The organism is Kordia sp. E (assembly GCF_056033805.1).
Window position 1 is genome coordinate 587260 of the sequence record NZ_JBRASR010000003.1, and the last position, 17045, is coordinate 604304.

17 protein-coding genes are annotated in these 17045 nt (G+C 31.6%); 9 read left to right on the forward strand and 8 right to left on the reverse strand.

The genetic code is table 11. The annotated features are described in order from the left end of the window. The first annotated feature begins 104 nt into the window (after nt 1–104). The 3 genes from ACUUYC_RS15770 to ACUUYC_RS15780 all read left to right on the forward strand — a co-directional run bounded on the left by ACUUYC_RS15770 (nt 105) and on the right by ACUUYC_RS15780 (nt 2116). Nucleotides 105–356: a type B 50S ribosomal protein L31 gene (locus ACUUYC_RS15770; RefSeq protein ID WP_430409028.1), complete on the forward strand. Its 252-nt coding sequence runs from the start codon at nt 105–107 to the stop codon at nt 354–356. 125 nt (nt 357–481) lie between these two features. Then, nucleotides 482–1657, forward strand: coding sequence for a GlmU family protein (locus ACUUYC_RS15775; protein ID WP_474267380.1), 1176 nt, complete (start codon nt 482–484; stop codon nt 1655–1657). A 33-nt stretch (nt 1658–1690) separates the two neighbouring features. After that, on the forward strand, nt 1691–2116 hold the full coding sequence (locus tag ACUUYC_RS15780; protein ID WP_474267382.1) for a hypothetical protein: 426 nt from the start codon (nt 1691–1693) through the stop codon (nt 2114–2116). Between the two features lie 76 nt (nt 2117–2192). Here ACUUYC_RS15780 and ACUUYC_RS15785 read toward each other — a convergent pair whose 3' ends face one another. The 5 genes from ACUUYC_RS15785 to ACUUYC_RS15805 all read right to left on the reverse strand — a co-directional run bounded on the left by ACUUYC_RS15785 (nt 2193) and on the right by ACUUYC_RS15805 (nt 5239). Beyond that, nucleotides 2193–2510 carry a hypothetical protein gene (locus ACUUYC_RS15785; protein WP_474267385.1) on the reverse strand — a complete coding sequence of 106 codons (318 nt, stop codon included), beginning with the start codon at nt 2508–2510 and terminating at the stop codon, nt 2193–2195. 73 nt (nt 2511–2583) lie between these two features. After that, nucleotides 2584–2886, reverse strand: a complete 303-nt coding sequence (locus tag ACUUYC_RS15790) for a hypothetical protein (protein ID WP_474267387.1) — start codon at nt 2884–2886, stop codon at nt 2584–2586. Nucleotides 2887–2927: 41 nt separating this feature from the next. Continuing rightward, a complete protein-coding gene (locus tag ACUUYC_RS15795) occupies nt 2928–3233 on the reverse strand; it encodes a hypothetical protein (protein ID WP_474267389.1) in 306 nt (101 codons plus the stop codon). Nucleotides 3234–3245: 12 nt separating this feature from the next. Beyond that, entirely contained in the window at nt 3246–3536 is a 291-nt protein-coding gene (locus tag ACUUYC_RS15800; RefSeq protein ID WP_474267391.1) for a hypothetical protein, read from the reverse strand. 71 nt (nt 3537–3607) lie between these two features. After that, nucleotides 3608–5239 (reverse strand): ABC transporter substrate-binding protein, encoded by a 1632-nt coding sequence (locus ACUUYC_RS15805; protein WP_474267394.1) that lies wholly within the window; start codon nt 5237–5239, stop codon nt 3608–3610. Between the two features lie 129 nt (nt 5240–5368). Here ACUUYC_RS15805 and mtaB point away from each other — a divergent pair, with 129 nt between their 5' ends. Both mtaB and ACUUYC_RS15815 read left to right on the forward strand, forming a co-directional pair. Continuing rightward, the gene (gene mtaB / locus ACUUYC_RS15810) at nt 5369–6706 is read left to right on the forward strand and encodes a tRNA (N(6)-L-threonylcarbamoyladenosine(37)-C(2))-methylthiotransferase MtaB (RefSeq protein ID WP_474267396.1); all 1338 of its coding nucleotides are present in this window, start codon (nt 5369–5371) and stop codon (nt 6704–6706) included. A 112-nt stretch (nt 6707–6818) separates the two neighbouring features. Then, nucleotides 6819–7727, forward strand: coding sequence for a DUF6438 domain-containing protein (locus tag ACUUYC_RS15815; protein ID WP_474267398.1), 909 nt, complete (start codon nt 6819–6821; stop codon nt 7725–7727). A 58-nt stretch (nt 7728–7785) separates the two neighbouring features. On the opposite strand, the gene ACUUYC_RS15820 is transcribed toward ACUUYC_RS15815, so the two are convergent. Then, complete coding sequence (locus ACUUYC_RS15820) at nt 7786–8082, reverse strand: GNAT family N-acetyltransferase (RefSeq protein WP_474267401.1); 297 nt, start codon at nt 8080–8082, stop codon at nt 7786–7788. 115 nt (nt 8083–8197) lie between these two features. On the opposite strand from ACUUYC_RS15820, the gene ACUUYC_RS15825 reads away from it, so the two are divergent. Next, nucleotides 8198–8860, forward strand: a complete 663-nt coding sequence (locus ACUUYC_RS15825) for an alpha/beta hydrolase (protein ID WP_474267403.1) — start codon at nt 8198–8200, stop codon at nt 8858–8860. 205 nt (nt 8861–9065) lie between these two features. Further along, entirely contained in the window at nt 9066–10025 is a 960-nt protein-coding gene (locus ACUUYC_RS15830; protein WP_474267405.1) for a lytic transglycosylase domain-containing protein, read from the forward strand. Between the two features lie 183 nt (nt 10026–10208). Here the strand turns inward: ACUUYC_RS15830 and ACUUYC_RS15835 are convergent, their stop codons facing one another. Continuing rightward, nucleotides 10209–10823, reverse strand: coding sequence for a TlpA family protein disulfide reductase (locus ACUUYC_RS15835; protein ID WP_474267407.1), 615 nt, complete (start codon nt 10821–10823; stop codon nt 10209–10211). Nucleotides 10824–10982: 159 nt separating this feature from the next. Continuing rightward, nucleotides 10983–13127, reverse strand: a complete 2145-nt coding sequence (locus ACUUYC_RS15840; RefSeq protein WP_474267409.1) for a discoidin domain-containing protein — start codon at nt 13125–13127, stop codon at nt 10983–10985. Between the two features lie 419 nt (nt 13128–13546). Here ACUUYC_RS15840 and ACUUYC_RS15845 point away from each other — a divergent pair, with 419 nt between their 5' ends. Together ACUUYC_RS15845 and ACUUYC_RS15850 are read left to right on the forward strand one after the other, a co-directional pair. Continuing rightward, nucleotides 13547–16267, forward strand: coding sequence for a hybrid sensor histidine kinase/response regulator transcription factor (locus ACUUYC_RS15845; RefSeq protein ID WP_474267411.1), 2721 nt, complete (start codon nt 13547–13549; stop codon nt 16265–16267). Between the two features lie 130 nt (nt 16268–16397). Further along, on the forward strand, nt 16398–17039 hold the full coding sequence (locus tag ACUUYC_RS15850; protein ID WP_474267413.1) for a hypothetical protein: 642 nt from the start codon (nt 16398–16400) through the stop codon (nt 17037–17039). The last annotated feature ends 6 nt before the right edge of the window (nt 17040–17045 follow it).

A 17045-nucleotide genomic window follows, 5' to 3' on the forward strand; every position in this document is an offset into this window, starting at 1 on the left:
AGCGTAGAAAATGTCAAAAAATTTCTATTTAAATGTTGTACATTCAGAAATAATAATTAAATTTGCACCTCGAAAATTGAGAAAGTCACAATAAAAATTACAAGATGCAACAAGGTATACATCCAGAAAATTATAGAGTAGTAGCTTTTAAAGATATGTCTAACAATGATGTATTTCTTACAAAATCTACAGTAGATACTAAAGAAACTATCGAACACGAAGGAACTGAGTATCCTCTATACAAATTAGAAATTTCAAGAACTTCACATCCATATTATACTGGTAAGTCTAAATTAGTAGATACAGCTGGTCGTATTGATAAGTTCAAAAACAAATACTCGAAATTCAAGAAATAAGAATCTCGATCACAAATTAAAAAATGTCTTTCAGGAAACTGAAAGACATTTTTTTTTGAAAAATTAATAACAAAGTCATAACAAAAGCCTAGCTTTTTTTAAATTTACAAAAATTCAATACACTCATGAACTATATTCTCTTTGATGGAACTGTTAGAAACTCTTTGTTGCCGTTTACTTATACACGACCTGTTGCCGATATTAGAGTTGGAATACTAACGATTAGAGAAAAGTGGGAATTACACTTAGGAGGCACAACTACAACGATTACAGAAGAATATCTTTCTGAGAAATACCCAATGGTAGAATTGGAAGAAAATGTAATGATTAATGCTTCCTTTTTGCCAAATGCAGAATTAACCGCATTAATTCAAGGATTGGCAGAAAAACAAGCAATTTTTTCAGGAGATGAAATCATCGCTTTTCATTCTACAGATGAACAAGATGAGATAGATTTTGATACATATGAGGTTATTTCTTATGAAGAAGATTGTTTGCGAATAGAAAATACTTGGGATATATTCTCAAAAAACGCTGAAGCAATTCAAGCAGATTTTGATTTAATTACAAAAGATAGAACATCACAACCAGTTCCTGCAACCGTCAATGTAATTGCTCCGGAACATATTTTTATAGAAGAAGGCGCAACATTAAATTTTTGTACGTTAAATGCAAGTTTTGGACCTATCTATATAGGGAAAAATGCAGAAATCATGGAAGGTGTAGTTGTTCGTGGCGCATTGGCAATGTGTGAAAGTTCAGTATTAAAGCTTTCAGCAAAAATTTATGGAGCAACAACTTTAGGACCATATAGCAAAGTTGGAGGAGAAGTGAACAACTCTGTATTAATGGGATATTCAAACAAAGGACATGATGGATTTTTAGGAAATTCAGTCTTAGGTGAATGGTGTAATATTGGAGCAGATAGCAACAATTCAAACTTAAAAAATAATTATGCACCTGTGCGTTTATGGAGTTATGAAACAGAAAACTTTGCAAAAACAGGATTGCAGTTTTGTGGACTTATGATGGGCGATCACAGTAAATGTGGAATTAACACAATGTTCAATACAGGAACTGTTATTGGTGTAAATGCGAATATTTTCGGATCAGGATTTCCAAGAAATTTTGTACCAAGTTACAGTTGGGGAGGCGCAAGCGGATTTACTACATATCTAACCAAAAAAGCGTTTGAAGTAGCTAAAGTAGTCATGTCACGTCGTAAAATGGATTTTACAGAACAAGACGAAGCGATATTGACACATGTTTTTGAAGAAACAAAGAAATGGCGTAAAGATTAAAAAAAACAGATATAATTATAATACCAAAATAATATGTTAGGAATCATTATCTTAATTGTTGTCGGACGACAATTTTATGAATTAGCAAAAAAGTACGAGCAAAATACCGCATGGGTATATCCCATTCTTGGTATTTTATCTTACTATGCAGGAGGATTTATTGGAGGCGTTATAATTGCTATTTTTATGGAATTTACAGGTAGTGGTTCTATAGAAAATATGTCTGATATTACACTAACAATACTTTCTATCATATTAGGTGTTATATCATGTTTAGGGTTTTATCATTTATTAAAAAAATCTTGGAAAAAGAAATTTGAAGAAAAACAACGCTTAAAACCAAAAATCTCTGATATTGGAAAATCGGAAGAAGATGAAAAACCAAAAGAAGACTTCTTGATTGGAAACAAAGATTTAAGTGGTTTAACAAAAAAGAAAGACGATAATTGGCGTTTTTAAAATTGCCAATCTAAAAATAATAGAAAAGCCGTTACTTTATAAAGTAACGGCTTTTTATATATCTAATTTTTTTTGATTACCAGCCAAATTGAAATATACTTGGCGTTTCACCTGAAAATTCATGTACAAATAAAATGTAATACATTGCTAAGCATATAATAGAGCCAACAATACTTAAGATAATCATAGTTTTTCGTCTTGATTCTTTCTCTTCATTTTGTATACGTTCTCTAATTTGAGTTAAAACTTGAGTGCTTACTTCTGGAGATTCATGTGTGACTCCATCATCTTTATAATAACGTTTACCGTGATCAAAAGGTATTCTTTTACTACGCCTTTGCTTCGTTCTAGCAATATCTCTGAGCACATCAAATGCTGATCCTGATCCCATCATAGCGTTATCCTTTTAAGTTAAACATATATTATATCTGTATTGAAAATGGTAAAAATGTTACACTAACTCTTTGTCAATCCAGTTTGAATAAAAGTGGTACTTCATTTGAAAATTCATGAATAAATAAAAAGTAGCACATTGCACTAATCAAAACAACTCCAACAATAGTGAAAATTATGATAGTCTTACGACGTGATTTTCGTCGCTCTTCTTGCATTTGCTTTTTTATTTTGTTCAACATAAACTCAGAAGCTTCATTATATTCCGCAGTAGATGATTCTGTACCAATATAACGTTCTACACGTTCAAGTTTATCAATACGTTTGCGTCTATTATTTCGGATGACGTTATTTGCGTGTGATAAAAATCCAGACATATGTATTAGTATTTAGTGTTAATATTTTTTTGGTATAAATTCTATTCAAAAATTGAAATAGACATTAAATCTGAATCAAATGATTTGAAAAACATGAAATAGCAAAAAACGAGTGTGATTAAAACTCCAAAAATGATTCCTGCTTTGATGTTTCGTTGTTTTCGATTTTTCTCTTGTTGTTGAATTTCAAATCGAATATTTTTCAACTGACTTTCTGTAGCTTCTTCGTATACAGCTTTTTCTGTATCTTTTTGAAGATATAATTTTCGTTGACTTTGTCTGTGTTCTAGCCTGCGTTTACTATTGTTAAACGCAACTGTAGAAGCTGATTTTACAATTACGGGCATAGTTTCTATGATTTAAACGTTAATATGATTCCAAAACATAACAATACTGATTACAAGTACAATAGAAACAGGAATTGCTACTATAAAAGAGATAATTAATTTATTTCGCTCCTTACGATTTTGCTTTTTTATCTTTTCTCTAATGGCGTTTAATTTAATTTCTGAAACTTTGGGGAATGTTTTTTTTAGACCTTCGTCTTTGTAATAATGAAGATCTTTATCAAAAGGCTTTCTTCTATTACGTCTACTTTTTTGTCTTTTGAGTGCTTCAACTGCGTGAAGTCCACTTGTCGCTCCTATCATAATCATCTTCTTTAAATTAACGTATACTATATCTGTATCCGAAAAAATAAAAATGTTACAGGTCCGATTTATTATTTGATTTTCTTTACACGTTTTAACTCTAGCAAATTCAGTGCGTTAATGCCTAATCCTTCTACGTTTTTTTGTGTAAATCGAACTACTTGATCATAATACAAAGGAATTAATGGTGCTTCAGAAATCAGCAAAGAATCCATTTTTGTATAGAGTATGGTACGTTTGTCTACTTCAATTTCATGTAATGCTTCTTCGTACCATTCGTCAAACTGAGGATGTATAAAATGTGTGTAATTTGGGCCGTTTGGCGTGAAGTTCTTACTATAAAAAAGCGATAAATAATTTTCAGCATCTGGATAATCGGCAATCCAACTGGCTCTGAAAATTGGCAACTCTCCTTTAGAACGTAATTCACGCAAAGTAGAAGCTGGAATTACATTTATACTAGCTTTCATACCAATCTTTTCAAGCTCTCGCTGAATGTACTCGCAGAAATTTAAATACTGTCCGTTTGTGGTAATAGAAACTTCTGGAGACGTATTTCCAGTTTCTTGTATATATTGAGTAACCAGACTTTTGGCAAGTTCTGGTTCGTAATCAAACCCTTTAATATTATCAAATCCTGGCAAGCCTTTCGGGATAAAACCATGAATTGCAGGTGTTCCAATTCCGCTTCGTAAATAGGTAATCATCTTTTGACGATCAAAACTATAATTCATGGCTTTTCGTAGCAAATGATGACTAGAAACATTAGTACTATCGCCAATAAAGATTCCTAAATATTCAGTATTTAAATATGGTCCAGAAATCATATTAACGGTTTCGGAATACGTTTCTCGTAATTGACCTGAAGCATCTAAAATTTCATCTTGATATGATGGATCAAGCGAATTCAGAAAATCTATATTTCCTTGTGCAAACTGTAAAAACTCACTCTGTTTATCTGGTAAAAAAGTAATGGCAACTGCTTCCAAATATGGCAAATTAGTTCCTGCAGCATCTTTCTCAAAATAGGTTAAATTCTTTCGTAAGACTAACTTTGTATTCTCTTCCCAAACCTTAAATTTAAAAGGACCAGTTCCTATTGGATTCGCTCTAAAATCATTTCCATAATGTTCTACAATTTCTTTAGGAACAACTGAACAGTACTTCATGGTAAGCAAGCTTAAAAAAGCAGGAAACGGTTGTTTTAGAGTAATGGCAAATATATCGTTATTCAATGCTTTAAAACTTTCTACACTTTTAAAAATCCAACGTCCGCTAGAAGCTACCTTATCATCTAAAATTCGATTAAAACTATACTCAAAATCAAATGCATTGACGGTTCGTGTACTATCTTTTCCAAACAATTCATGCTTGTGAAATTGTATATCATTACGAATAACAAAAGTATAAGTTCGTGCATCATCAGAAATATACCAAGACTTTGCAATAGAAGGAATTACATTCAAATCAGTATCCATTTCAACCAAACCATTAAACAGTTGGTGCACTGCCCAAATATTTCGTTGATCTTTCGCGAAAGCAGGATCTAAAGAAGTAATATTTGCATGTTCATTATAGCGAAAAACCAAATGATCTCTATTGCTAGAATTGTCTTGTTGACATGAAAAAGAAACCAACAACAAACAAAGTATTGATATATAAGTGATTACCAATTTAAAATGTTGTATTGTTAATTTTATCATATGCTGAATTAATTGTAAATTTGCAGGCTTTTGCCTTTAACAACTACACAATATCGTGTTGATTTAGAAGGTTTAAAAGTACATAATAAAAAATAGAAAATACTACCGTTTTGGTAGAAAAGTACAGGAATGAACGATAGAAAAAAAGTCGCTTTTTATACGCTAGGTTGCAAACTGAATTTCTCAGAAACGTCTACAATTGCTCGAAACTTTCAGGATGAAGGATTTGAAAAGGTAGCTTTTTCTGAGCATGCAGACATGTATGTTATTAATACATGTAGTGTAACGGAAAACGCGGATAAACGCTTCAAAACTATTGTAAAACAAGCACAAAAAGTAAATCCTGATGCCTTTGTGGCGGCAGTTGGTTGTTATGCACAACTAAAGCCAGAAGAATTAGCAGCTGTTGATGGTGTAGATTTAGTACTTGGCGCGACAGAAAAATTTAAGATTACAGATTACATTAACGATCTTTCTAAAAATGACTTTGGAGAAGTACATTCATGTGAAATTGAAGAAGCAGATTTCTATGTCGGTAGTTACTCAATTGGCGATCGTACACGTGCGTTCTTAAAAGTACAAGATGGTTGCGATTATAAATGTACGTATTGTACAATTCCATTGGCAAGAGGAATTTCACGAAGCGATACACTTGAAAATGTATTAAAAAATGCCAAAGAAATTTCTGAACAAAACATTAAAGAAATAGTCCTAACTGGTGTAAACATTGGTGATTACGGAAAAGGTGAATTTGGAAACAAAAAACACGAACATACATTTTTAGAATTAGTACAAGAACTTGATAAAGTAGAAGGAATAGAACGTTTACGAATTTCCTCTATTGAGCCAAATTTATTAAAAAATGAAACGATTGATTTCGTATCAAAAAGTAACACATTTGTACCGCATTTTCATATACCATTACAAAGTGGAAGCAATACATTACTGCGTTTAATGCGTCGTCGTTACATGCGTGAACTATATGTTGATCGTGTAACGAAAATTAAAGAAGTAATGCCAGATGCATGTATTGGTGTAGATATAATTGTTGGATTTCCTGGTGAAACAGATGAATTGTTTTTAGAAACGTATAACTTCTTAACGGAATTAAACATTTCATACTTACACGTATTTACGTATTCTGAACGTGAAAATACGGTTGCAGCGGAAATGGAAGATGTTGTTCCTATAAACGTTCGTAAAAAACGTAGTAAAATGTTGCGTGGACTCTCTGTAAAAATGCGCAGAGCATTCTATGAAAGTCAAATAGGGAAAACGAAAACAGTATTGTTTGAAGGTGAAAACAAAGAAGGATATATTCATGGTTTTACAGAAAACTATGTAAAGGTAAAAGCACCTTGGAATCCTGAATTGGTAAATACACTTCATGAAGTTAGCTTAACCAAAATTGACGATGATGGAATGGTTCGTTTTGATTTTGTTAAAGAAACAGTAGCTTCTAGTTAAATTAACACTTTATCGTTTTTATTTGAGTTTGGTACGATTCCTGTAATTATCATACTGTATCTATTCATAATTATAAATAGATACTTATATTTAACTCTATAAAATAACCTAAATGAAAACAACTATACTCTCTATATTAGTACTAACTTTAATTAGTTGTGATGCTACAACAAAAGAATTCATCGGAACTTCATGGAAAGTTACGGAGTTGATAGAAGGTGATACAACTATTAAAGCTGCCAATGATGTAATTCTCACTATAAAAAGTGCTACAGAATTTACACTAAAGCTTGATAAAAATAATTGTTTCGGAACCTACACAATAACAGGAAATAATAAAATCAAATTAAGCAATCTTGGTTGTACAGAAATGTGTTGCGACTCAGGTTTTTCAATAGCAGTATCAAACGCATTGTATAACGTTACAACTGTGAATTTTGAAAAAGAAAAAGCTACATTATCTGGAAATGATGTGACAATTCAGTTTAAAAAACATGAAGCATCACAAGAAGCAAAGCAGCCAATAACAAAAGAAGTTGGGAAGTTTACAAAAGGTGAAAAAACACGAAATCAGGGAACTACTGATATTGGTTTAATAGAAAAGCCTGATGAAAACCAAGCACAGACAAATACGAATACTACGCCTAAAGGAGAATCTATTACATTATACAAATCGCCATGTAAAGGAACTTGCGAAGAATACACAATGGTTTTGTATGAAGATGGAACGGTATATTACACAGGAAGATTCAATGCAAAAGTTCAAGGGAAACATGTTGTAAAATTAACCACTGGTAAATCAAAACAACTATTTACAGAATTTGAGCAAGCTAATTTTTCGAATTTTCAAGATAAATATGACAACGAACGTATCATGGATATACAAAATACGTATTTGACATATAAAGGTAAAAAGATTCAAATTCGTGATAAATACAGTGCGCCAGAAGAATTAAAAGTATTACTAAGGAAAGTAGAGGAAAGAGCAGCAGAAGCGTTGTCGGAATTGAAGAAAAAGTAGACTAAAAAAATAAGCAATAAAAAAAGGGAACTGATGAAGTTCCCTTTTTTTAGTTGAATTAGATTCTAACGCCGACTGGCAATAAATCTTTATACTCTTTGTGTTTTCGTAAAAAACTAGCAATTTTTGGACTAGTTGGTACAACTCTTAAGTTTCGATCTTGAATAGTGTCCAAAACGATTTTAATAAAAGCATCTTTAAACGTTGCGTCGTCCAATCCTTCTGGGACAATCAGTTTCGTTAAAAATATTTTACGTTCTTGGAGTGAATACTCAATCTTAGCAATTCCGTTATCAGTCTTGTATTCGAATTGTCTTAAAAATTCGTTATCGTTGATAACAATCTCATTATCCATAGCAGTTTAATTTAAATTAATCTTTAAATGGTCCTTTAGAAGAAAAAATCTTGGGTTAAGTTGCAAAGATACTAAATTTAGAGTAGATTTCCGAGCTATTAGTACTACTATCTGTATGAAGCCTACTAAAATACCTGTATATTTCATGCCAGGAATGGCAGCAAATCCTTCAATATTTAAACATATTAAGCTGCCAGAAGAAGAATACGAAATGTATTTTTTAGAATGGTTTGTTCCCGAAAAAGATGAAACTTTACAAGCGTATGCATTGCGTATGACGCGAAATATAACACATGAAAATATCATCTTAATTGGTGTTTCCTTTGGAGGGATTTTAGTGCAAGAAATGGCGCATTATATCAGTATTCGTAAGCTTTTTGTGGTTTCTAGTGTAAAAACAATGTATGAACTTCCAAAAAGACTAAAGTTTGCTAAAAAAACAAAAGTTTATAAACTAGTGCCAACGAGTTTAGTTGGTGTTTTAGATGTAGTACGTAAATACGCTTTTAACAAAACTATAAAGAGACGTTTAGAACTATATGAAGAATACTTATCAATTCGTGATAAATATTATTTAGATTGGTCAATAGAGCAAATTATAAATTGGAAGCAAGTAAAAATGTTGCCAAACACGATTCATATTCACGGAGAAAAAGATGGTGTGTTTCCAAAGGAATATCTTTCTAATTACATTGAAATCAAAGGCGGAACGCACATTATGATTATCAATAAATACAAATGGTTCAATGAAAATCTTCCAAGATTGATCAAAGAATAAAAACCTGTATCTGAAAAGTCAGTCAATCTAAAATGAAAAATATTTAAAAAAAGAATAACAATTATCAATCAAACTAATCCTACAAAAAATAGCTGTATTCTAAATCAGTTTCTTATTTTTGTAATCTCTACCCAATCATTTTTTACAATTCGCCAAAAAATACTTAACTTAAAGTCGATTAAGAAAATATTTAAAACAATATACAATGCGTAAAATTAAAAATGGATTTGCCTTTTTAGGATTAATATTTCTTGGAATATTATTAATGAATGCTGTACAGCAAGACGAAGCAATGACAGTTGAATCGGAATCAACAGTTGCAACACAAGTAGATAAACCAGTAATCAATGATGAAAATGATTACAATGTATATGCTTTAGAAGTTCCTGAAACACTAAATTTTGCGGGAGAACAAGTTCCATTACACTTACCAGATATTAAAGAGCGCATGGATCGTGAATTGTTAGTAAACACATACTGGCAATCAAACGGTTTGTTATTGTTTAAAAGAGCGAATAAATATTTTCCGATCATAGAGCCTATTTTAAAAGAATATGGTGTTCCAGACGATTTTAAATACTTAGCAGTGATTGAAAGTGGATTGCAAAACGTAACATCTCCAGCTGGTGCAAGAGGTTTTTGGCAAATAATGAAAGCAACTGGAAGAGAAAACGGAATGGAAATCAATTCAAATGTTGACGAACGTTTTCATTTAGAAAAAGCTACACATGTTGCATGTAAATATTTGTTGAAATCAAAAAAACGTTTTGGAAACTGGACAGCAGCAGCAGCAGCTTACAATGCAGGAAATGCTGGAATTGGTAGACGCATGAAAAAACAACAAGTAGATTCATACTACGATTTATTACTTGGAGAAGAAACTGGTCGTTATATTTTTAGAGTGATTGCGTTAAAAGAAATCTTTACCAATGCTAAAAAGTACGGTTTCAACTTTGATGAAAAACACTTATATACATATATTCCAACGTATGAAGTAGAAGTGGATTCGGCAGTGACAAACTTCGCAAGTTTTGCAAAGAAGTTTGATATCAATTACAAAATCTTAAAAATTCACAATCCTTGGTTGCGCGAAAACAAGTTGAATAACAAATCAAGAAAGAAATACGAAATCTCAATTCCAGAAGACGGATATTACTCGAAATAGTATCGTCAAGCTGAACTTGATTCAGCTTCTCATAAGAAGCTGATAAATTACATTTAAACAGCTACTAACTACATTTCGAAATTCAGCATAAAATATAAAAATCTCCCAAAGTGTTGTGTTAGGCACTGCGGGAGATTTTCTTTTGAAAAACTTTAAAAACAAGCAAAATCATATCTATCCTAATTATGATTTCTTAACAAAATCGTATAGTTCATCAAGTTCAGAAATACCTTTACTAGCTATAATCTTTCCTTCTTCATTTAATAATACAGAAGTTGGTGTGACTTCCACTTTGTAATCTTTTACGACGTTTACGGTAGCCGCTAATACTGTAGGTTGAATACCTTGCTGCTCTTTGTATATTTTATTTTGCGCTGGTGTAGAGCCTATTTGCATAACAACTACATGTACGTCTTTTTTGTCAGTTAGAAATGCATTGAGTACTGGATAGAATTTTTCACAATAGTCACAGCCTTCTTGAGAAAACACCAAAAGTGTTTTTTTGCCTTTATAATCTTCTAGTTTTATTTCTTGATTGTTTTCATCTTGTAACGAAAAGGTAGGTGCCTCGCTACCTCTGGAAAGAGAAGAAGTTTCGGCTACTTCCTTAGGTTTCTTGCCAGTCATATTATCCATGAAGGTAAAGGTGGTACTAAGACGTTCTTGCGTGTGCAACAGTACTTGCTGGTTTGTTTGTATACTAGTCTTATTTATATAGGTAAAATAGGCAATAGTAGATACCATTGCTAGTACAAGTATTTGTAAACTTATAAGAGTAATAAGTATTGATTTTTTCATTTTTTTTGTATTGAAGTTAGATATATTAGTAGAACTTAACTGTTTAAAAACTATAGAAATAGGTAGTGTTCTTAACTATGGTAGAAGATTTATATAAAGTAGTTTATAAACAATAAAATAAGTACTTTGACAAAATTTGCCAAAGTACTTATTAATTCATTACTGTACGGGACCGAATAATTCGATTTCGCTTAGTTGAGTCATACTTATATTTCCTTTATTTTTAGTAGTTTCAAATCTGTAATACTTAAATGTAAAAGTGTTATCGAATTTAAATTCTCTTCTCTTTCTACGAGCATTCCAACTTTCAGAAGTCCAACTCTTAAGAGTTGTCCAACTACTTCCATTGTTAGAACCTCGTAGTCTAAAGTTTTGAGGATCACGATTTGGAGCATCATTTCCACTTGTAATGACAAGTCTATCAACAACTTTTGCTTGTGGAAGAACAATTTGTATCCAACTAGGATTACTAGTACTTGGTCTACCTCCATTATCTAACCATTTTGTCGTAATACTGTTGTCAAATGCTTTTTCCTTTGCTTCAGCAGCATTTATTTGCGCTCTAGCTGTAATGGTTCCAGGAGGATTTGTATAATCAACGCCTACTTCAAAAAGACCACTAAATCCTTTAGATTCACAATCGGATGCAAAGATTTTACAATCTTCATGTTGATCAATTTTATGTCTGTGTGTTATTTTCCATATTCCGATACCACCAACAACAACTAAGGCTCCTATACCACAAGTCATTGCACCAATTTCCACAACACTTGCAGCTAATAGTGCTTCACCAGCTTCTACACCAGCAACAGAAGCACCAGCGGTAACAGCAGTACCAGCAGCTGCAGCCCCTGTAACCTCGAGCCCTATGGCAGCACTCGTATCAACTACAGCATTTTCGATTAATACACCTGCAATTTCAGTGATCTCTCCAGCTGAGTTTGCTACAACCTCTATCGCTTCACCGCTACTGGAAGTAAAAGTTCCGGCAAGACTTTCACCAGCTTCTGGTGCTGTATCAATCGATCCATTAGAAAAAGCTGCTGATAATTCACTTTCTGAGGCGCTGTCTCCTGCTAATTCTTCTTCCATTGCAAATTGATGACCTCTAGAAGAGAGCTTACTAAATCCTCTAACAAAGGCATGTGCAACTTCTCCAGGTGAAAAGCCTTCTGTACCAAGCCTAGTAGCAACGCTAGTATATGAAATTCCAGCAAGAGGACCAAAAACACCTCCAATAACTGCCTGCCATAGTTCTACTTCAGTTTGTTTTGTTTCTAAAGTTCCAAGACTTCCTTGACACTGGAAAGCAGCTGTAACACAAAAGTCGTCAAGTTCAGCCTGTGTAACTGTAATAGTTGGGTGATCTTGATTGGCAGCAAGCTCATAATATAAATCATTTGTAGTTTGCCATTTACCACCTGCTAGCGTATTAATATCTATGTCTGCTAAATCACTATCATAATCTGTTGCTAAAAATCGTACATTAGAACTTTCCATTCCTTTCCAACGAACATTGGATATATCTTTGTTTTGCGAAAGAGCACGATGAAACTCTCCATCTGTTGTGTCATCTAAATGCAAAAAGTGCGCATCACTAAGCCCATTCATGGCAATTGAAGAAATAGTTGTGTTTGACCATCCACTAAAGCTTCTAGGATTGATGTTATCGCCTGCGTAAAAAGGAAAAGATTTACCACTATAGTTTGTTCCATCATAGGCATAACCCGCAAAACTGTTTGCGTTGCTAGCACAATTTACTCTAATAGAACTTACTTTATCATTTAAGTTAAGAGGAACAAAATTTACTATATAGCGAGGAAAAGGTACACTTGGGTAACTTTGTATCACACTTGTTCCATTAGTATTATCATAAAATGTAACACTACAATTCGGTGCTACCACAGCTGAGCTTCCCTGGTTATTTGCAACTCCTGAATACGATGTGTCAAGTTTAATGAGAACGTTCAAAGAACCTCCATACCAAGCCCACCTTGAACCATTAAAATTGGTATGTTGATACATAACCATTCGCTGAGGTGTAGAAGAATTATATTTAGCATTGTCATCTGCCACTAACTTACCATCTAGATCAATCTTTTTTAACTCTTTGTTTAAAAATCCAATAGTTTTTCCTTCTGCATCCATTAGAAAGTCTACTGAATCAAAAACTTCGCTTGATGCTTCTTCAGCTAGATCATCCTTAATAATATAGTCATCGTCTTGACAACTTGTTAGCCCAAAGGCGAGCAGTACAGAAAGTGAGAGCAAAAAGCGTTTACTCCTTTGTTTAAATTTTTTCATGTTTAATCTGTTTTATTATTAATTATTTGTAAGACTTGGTTAAGTTTTACTCTTTTGTTGAATTTTTAAGCAGATTCTACATAAAATAGGTAAAGAATCAATTTTAATGCGCACTCAAATTTGTTACTTAAACTCAACGCTACAAATGTTTATAAAAGTTACGAGTCTAATTATTCCTTTTTTAACTATGATTGTTTCTTTATTCTTAAATAGTTACTCTTTTTTTACTTTAATTCTCTTTTTTTAAACCTTATCCCTTTTAAAGGGAAAACCGTAATTGCAATTCTTTCTCTTTTGTGTATATTAATTTTATGAAAAAACCCTACCTACTTATTTTTCTAATTTTTACGTGTTTTCTCCATTCAAAAACTAGAAATAATTTATTTGATCCCAATTATTTACACAAGCTCTATAACGAAATGTTTACAGACGTGTTTAAAGTTCCAATGGATACAACATTAATTCGAGCCGAAAAGATTTTAGATATTCTGGAGGAAAAACAGATGCATACAAGTAAAAGATATGCTGTTGTCGATGAAATTCGTGGCGAAACTCTGTTATTGTTAATGAATATATATGATATCCAAAAAGAATATGATTCTGTAAGTTATTATTATTCTAAAATTGAAAATAAAATTGATGATAAAGAAGTACTTGGCATTGCAGAATTATACATATCTGAAAAAAAGATGTTTGAAAATAAGTATTTTGATGCCATTCGATCTCTATATAAAGCCCTTGGATATTTTAAAAAAGTAAATGCGGTAGAGAAAGAAGTTATTGCATATTTGAAACTGGCTGGTATGTATAAGAAAGCCAAAAATAAAGATCTATCTAGAGAAATGGATTCTATTTTGATAAACCATTATTTAAAAACCCCAATCCCAATACTTCTAAAAAGTCAAATACAAATAAATCATGCCTCATATATAGCTTCTTTAGGAAAGAATAAGCAAGCAATAAATTTATTAAAAAAAATAAATGTGAATGATTTATCTAAAACTCCATATGTACTAAAGCATTATTACAAAGAATTAAAAAATCGCTATACAAAATTGGATAAGATTGATTCTGCAAGTATATATTTGAAGAAAATGTATGAAATTCCAAATACATCGGAGTTAGACGATGCAGTCATGCAGGATATTTCACTTGGAATGTTTGCTGTAAAAGAAAAAAGGTATAAAGAAGCTTTAGGGTATGTTGATTTAGTGCATAAGAACCCTGCATTGAAATATGTAGAGCAATTTGAGCTTATAAAACTTTATAAAATAGAATATTTAGCTAATAAAATGTTGGGTAAATATAAACAAGCACTGGAAGCTTCAACAATGTACCATTCTGTTAGAAACTCAATTAAGAATTTCAATTTAAACCTAAATGCTTCTATTTTAAATTTTAAGTTGAATAACAATAAAAAGATCAAAGATCTAGAGGCAAAGAGTGAAATGAATTCGTTAGTAATGGAGGAGAAAAAAAGATTTTATATTTTTTCTACACTGTTAATTTCAGTTTCCGTTTCAATTCTTATTTTTCTAATTGTTCAGCATAAAAGAAGAAAAAAAAGCTTAAAACTACTATACGAAAATGAAAAAATGAAAGAGATTTCCGAAATGAAAAATAACTTCATTGAAAACCTATCACATGAAATTCGTACACCAATCACTATAACAACAGGATATTTACAGATGATCGCGAATAGCGTAATGGATTATTCAAAAATTGTTAAATATGCTGATTTAACCATTCGGAATAATGAACAAATTATAGGAATGTTGAATAACTTCTTAACATTATTAAAACTTGATAAAAACCCAATAGAAAGTAAAAAGACCTCTGATAAAATGGAAATGTTTTTAAGAAAAAAAATACAAGATTTTCAAGGAGTTGCAGAAATTAAAGGTGTATATATATATTACAAATCAAATCTGAAGTCAAACCGAAAAATTGATTATCACTATGACGATTTGCGAAAAATAATTAACAACATAGTATCTAACGCACTAAAGTATACAAACCCAAAGCATGGAATTTATGTTGATACCTACATTGATGAACAATATTTAAATATCATTGTAAAAGATGAAGGTATTGGAATTGAAAAGAAAGAACAAAAGTTGATTTTTGACAGATTCTATCAAACTAAAAACAATTTAGTGAATGGAGGGTTTGGTATTGGCCTGTCGCTAGTAAATGAGTTGATAACTAAGTTGAAAGGAACCATACAACTTGAGAGTGAAAAAAATGTGGGAAGTATTTTTACTGTACAACTACCATTAGCACTTGAAAACCCACACCTGTATATTGATGAAAAATCAAATACCTATAAAAGCATATCGAAGCCAGAAATGGTAGTAGATAGCAATCACGACAATTTACCGAAAATATTAATTGTAGATGACAACATAGAAATGATAGGGTATTTAAAAGAATTATTATCACCAACACTAAACTGTACGTTCGCATTTGATGGAGCACAAGCATTAGTATTTGCTAAAAAAAAACAATATGATATTATCTTAACCGATTTACGAATGCCATTAATAGACGGACACGAATTGAAAATCGCATTAAATAAATTTGAAAACTATCAAGCAGTTCCTTTTATGATTATGACGGCATCTGTTGAAGAATATCTAGAAAACAAAAAGGAAGAATTCGGAATTAATGATTATTTAATAAAACCGTTTGAAGCGATAGAATTAATAACAAGAATTAACCATCATATAGAAAAAAATATATACAAAAAACAATTGCAAAACTCAGAAAAAGAGATGATTGTGTACAATGGAGCATATTCCGAATTTATGGAAAAAATAAACAAAATCATTTTAGAAAATATAACCAATAGTAAGTTTTCAATTAATGATTTAGCAGCTTCCTGCGGATACAGTCACAAGCAATTTATACAAATTGTACAAGAAAGAGCTGGGTTAACACCAGTAAAAATGATTCTAGAAATTCGTTTGCGAAAAGCATATGACTTGATAGTGAATCATAACTATGAAAATATTAGTGAGGTTTTATATGCAGTTGGATTAAATAGCCGTTCATATTTCAACAAAGTATTTGTAAAACGCTTTGGGCTTAAACCCGGAGATTTGATAAAAAAATTAAAAATTGAAAAAAAGGCTTCATAAGTATTTTTAACTTTTACGCTTATTAACTAGTCTTCAAAACTTAGTTGTTAAAATTGTCAATTCCATAAAATTTTCGTTCTTTTGAGTGTTACCAACCGATTAATACACAAGTTATTACTTTTTTACTCTCTTGAGCACACAAAATAACATACTGCAAACCATTCATCATTTACGAACTTCTGGGCAATTCGTCTTATACACGAATAAACCTAAAGTAAATGAAAATGAATTGAATGATTTAGGCGATTTTTTAGAACAAGAATATGAAAACGAAAGTATAAATTATCCGTTTGAAATACCAAGTTTTGATAGAGAAGCCGCAATTTGGGGCGCAAAAATGATCTATTTTGGAGCACAATTCTTAGCACATAGACATGAAGAGCCAAAAGATTTAAATCAATACTTTGAAGAATTAAAAAGTCAAATAACATCAAGTTGTTGCCTTTCGGCAGATTTGTCACTGCGGTTTTTGCCATTTATTATCAAAGAATTGGAAGCTATTGACTTTGAAGACTGGTTGGTTACGATTCTAAAAAAACACCTTCAAAAATTTCAATATTCAGCTATTGGGCAAGGTTTTGACTTGGAAATCAATGAAGAAGAGCTTACAGAACTCTTTCAAGACGATTGTTTTAAAACGGTATTCATTGATAGAGTAATAGAAAAAAAAGATATCAGTCTTACTGAACATAAAATCATTCACGAAAACATCGCAATTCATTTAGGAGAACATAAAAACTACTTCTGGAGAGCGTTTGTTTCTGAAGTTTAACGCATT

Coding starts and splice junctions, on each gene's coding strand:
- ACUUYC_RS15825 (WP_474267403.1), top strand. CDS start 8,198: ATGAAGCCTACTAAAATACCTGTATATTTCATGCCAGGAATGGCAGCA.
- ACUUYC_RS15820 (WP_474267401.1), bottom strand. CDS start 8,082: ATGGATAATGAGATTGTTATCAACGATAACGAATTTTTAAGACAATTC.
- ACUUYC_RS15795 (WP_474267389.1), bottom strand. CDS start 3,233: ATGCCCGTAATTGTAAAATCAGCTTCTACAGTTGCGTTTAACAATAGT.
- ACUUYC_RS15835 (WP_474267407.1), bottom strand. CDS start 10,823: ATGAAAAAATCAATACTTATTACTCTTATAAGTTTACAAATACTTGTA.
- ACUUYC_RS15775 (WP_474267380.1), top strand. CDS start 482: ATGAACTATATTCTCTTTGATGGAACTGTTAGAAACTCTTTGTTGCCG.
- ACUUYC_RS15845 (WP_474267411.1), top strand. CDS start 13,547: ATGTTTACAGACGTGTTTAAAGTTCCAATGGATACAACATTAATTCGA.
- ACUUYC_RS15800 (WP_474267391.1), bottom strand. CDS start 3,536: ATGATAGGAGCGACAAGTGGACTTCACGCAGTTGAAGCACTCAAAAGA.
- ACUUYC_RS15770 (WP_430409028.1), top strand. CDS start 105: ATGCAACAAGGTATACATCCAGAAAATTATAGAGTAGTAGCTTTTAAA.
- ACUUYC_RS15830 (WP_474267405.1), top strand. CDS start 9,066: ATGCGTAAAATTAAAAATGGATTTGCCTTTTTAGGATTAATATTTCTT.
- ACUUYC_RS15785 (WP_474267385.1), bottom strand. CDS start 2,510: ATGATGGGATCAGGATCAGCATTTGATGTGCTCAGAGATATTGCTAGA.
- ACUUYC_RS15780 (WP_474267382.1), top strand. CDS start 1,691: ATGTTAGGAATCATTATCTTAATTGTTGTCGGACGACAATTTTATGAA.
- ACUUYC_RS15805 (WP_474267394.1), bottom strand. CDS start 5,239: ATGATAAAATTAACAATACAACATTTTAAATTGGTAATCACTTATATA.
- ACUUYC_RS15840 (WP_474267409.1), bottom strand. CDS start 13,127: ATGAAAAAATTTAAACAAAGGAGTAAACGCTTTTTGCTCTCACTTTCT.
- ACUUYC_RS15790 (WP_474267387.1), bottom strand. CDS start 2,886: ATGTCTGGATTTTTATCACACGCAAATAACGTCATCCGAAATAATAGA.
- ACUUYC_RS15815 (WP_474267398.1), top strand. CDS start 6,819: ATGAAAACAACTATACTCTCTATATTAGTACTAACTTTAATTAGTTGT.
- mtaB (WP_474267396.1), top strand. CDS start 5,369: ATGAACGATAGAAAAAAAGTCGCTTTTTATACGCTAGGTTGCAAACTG.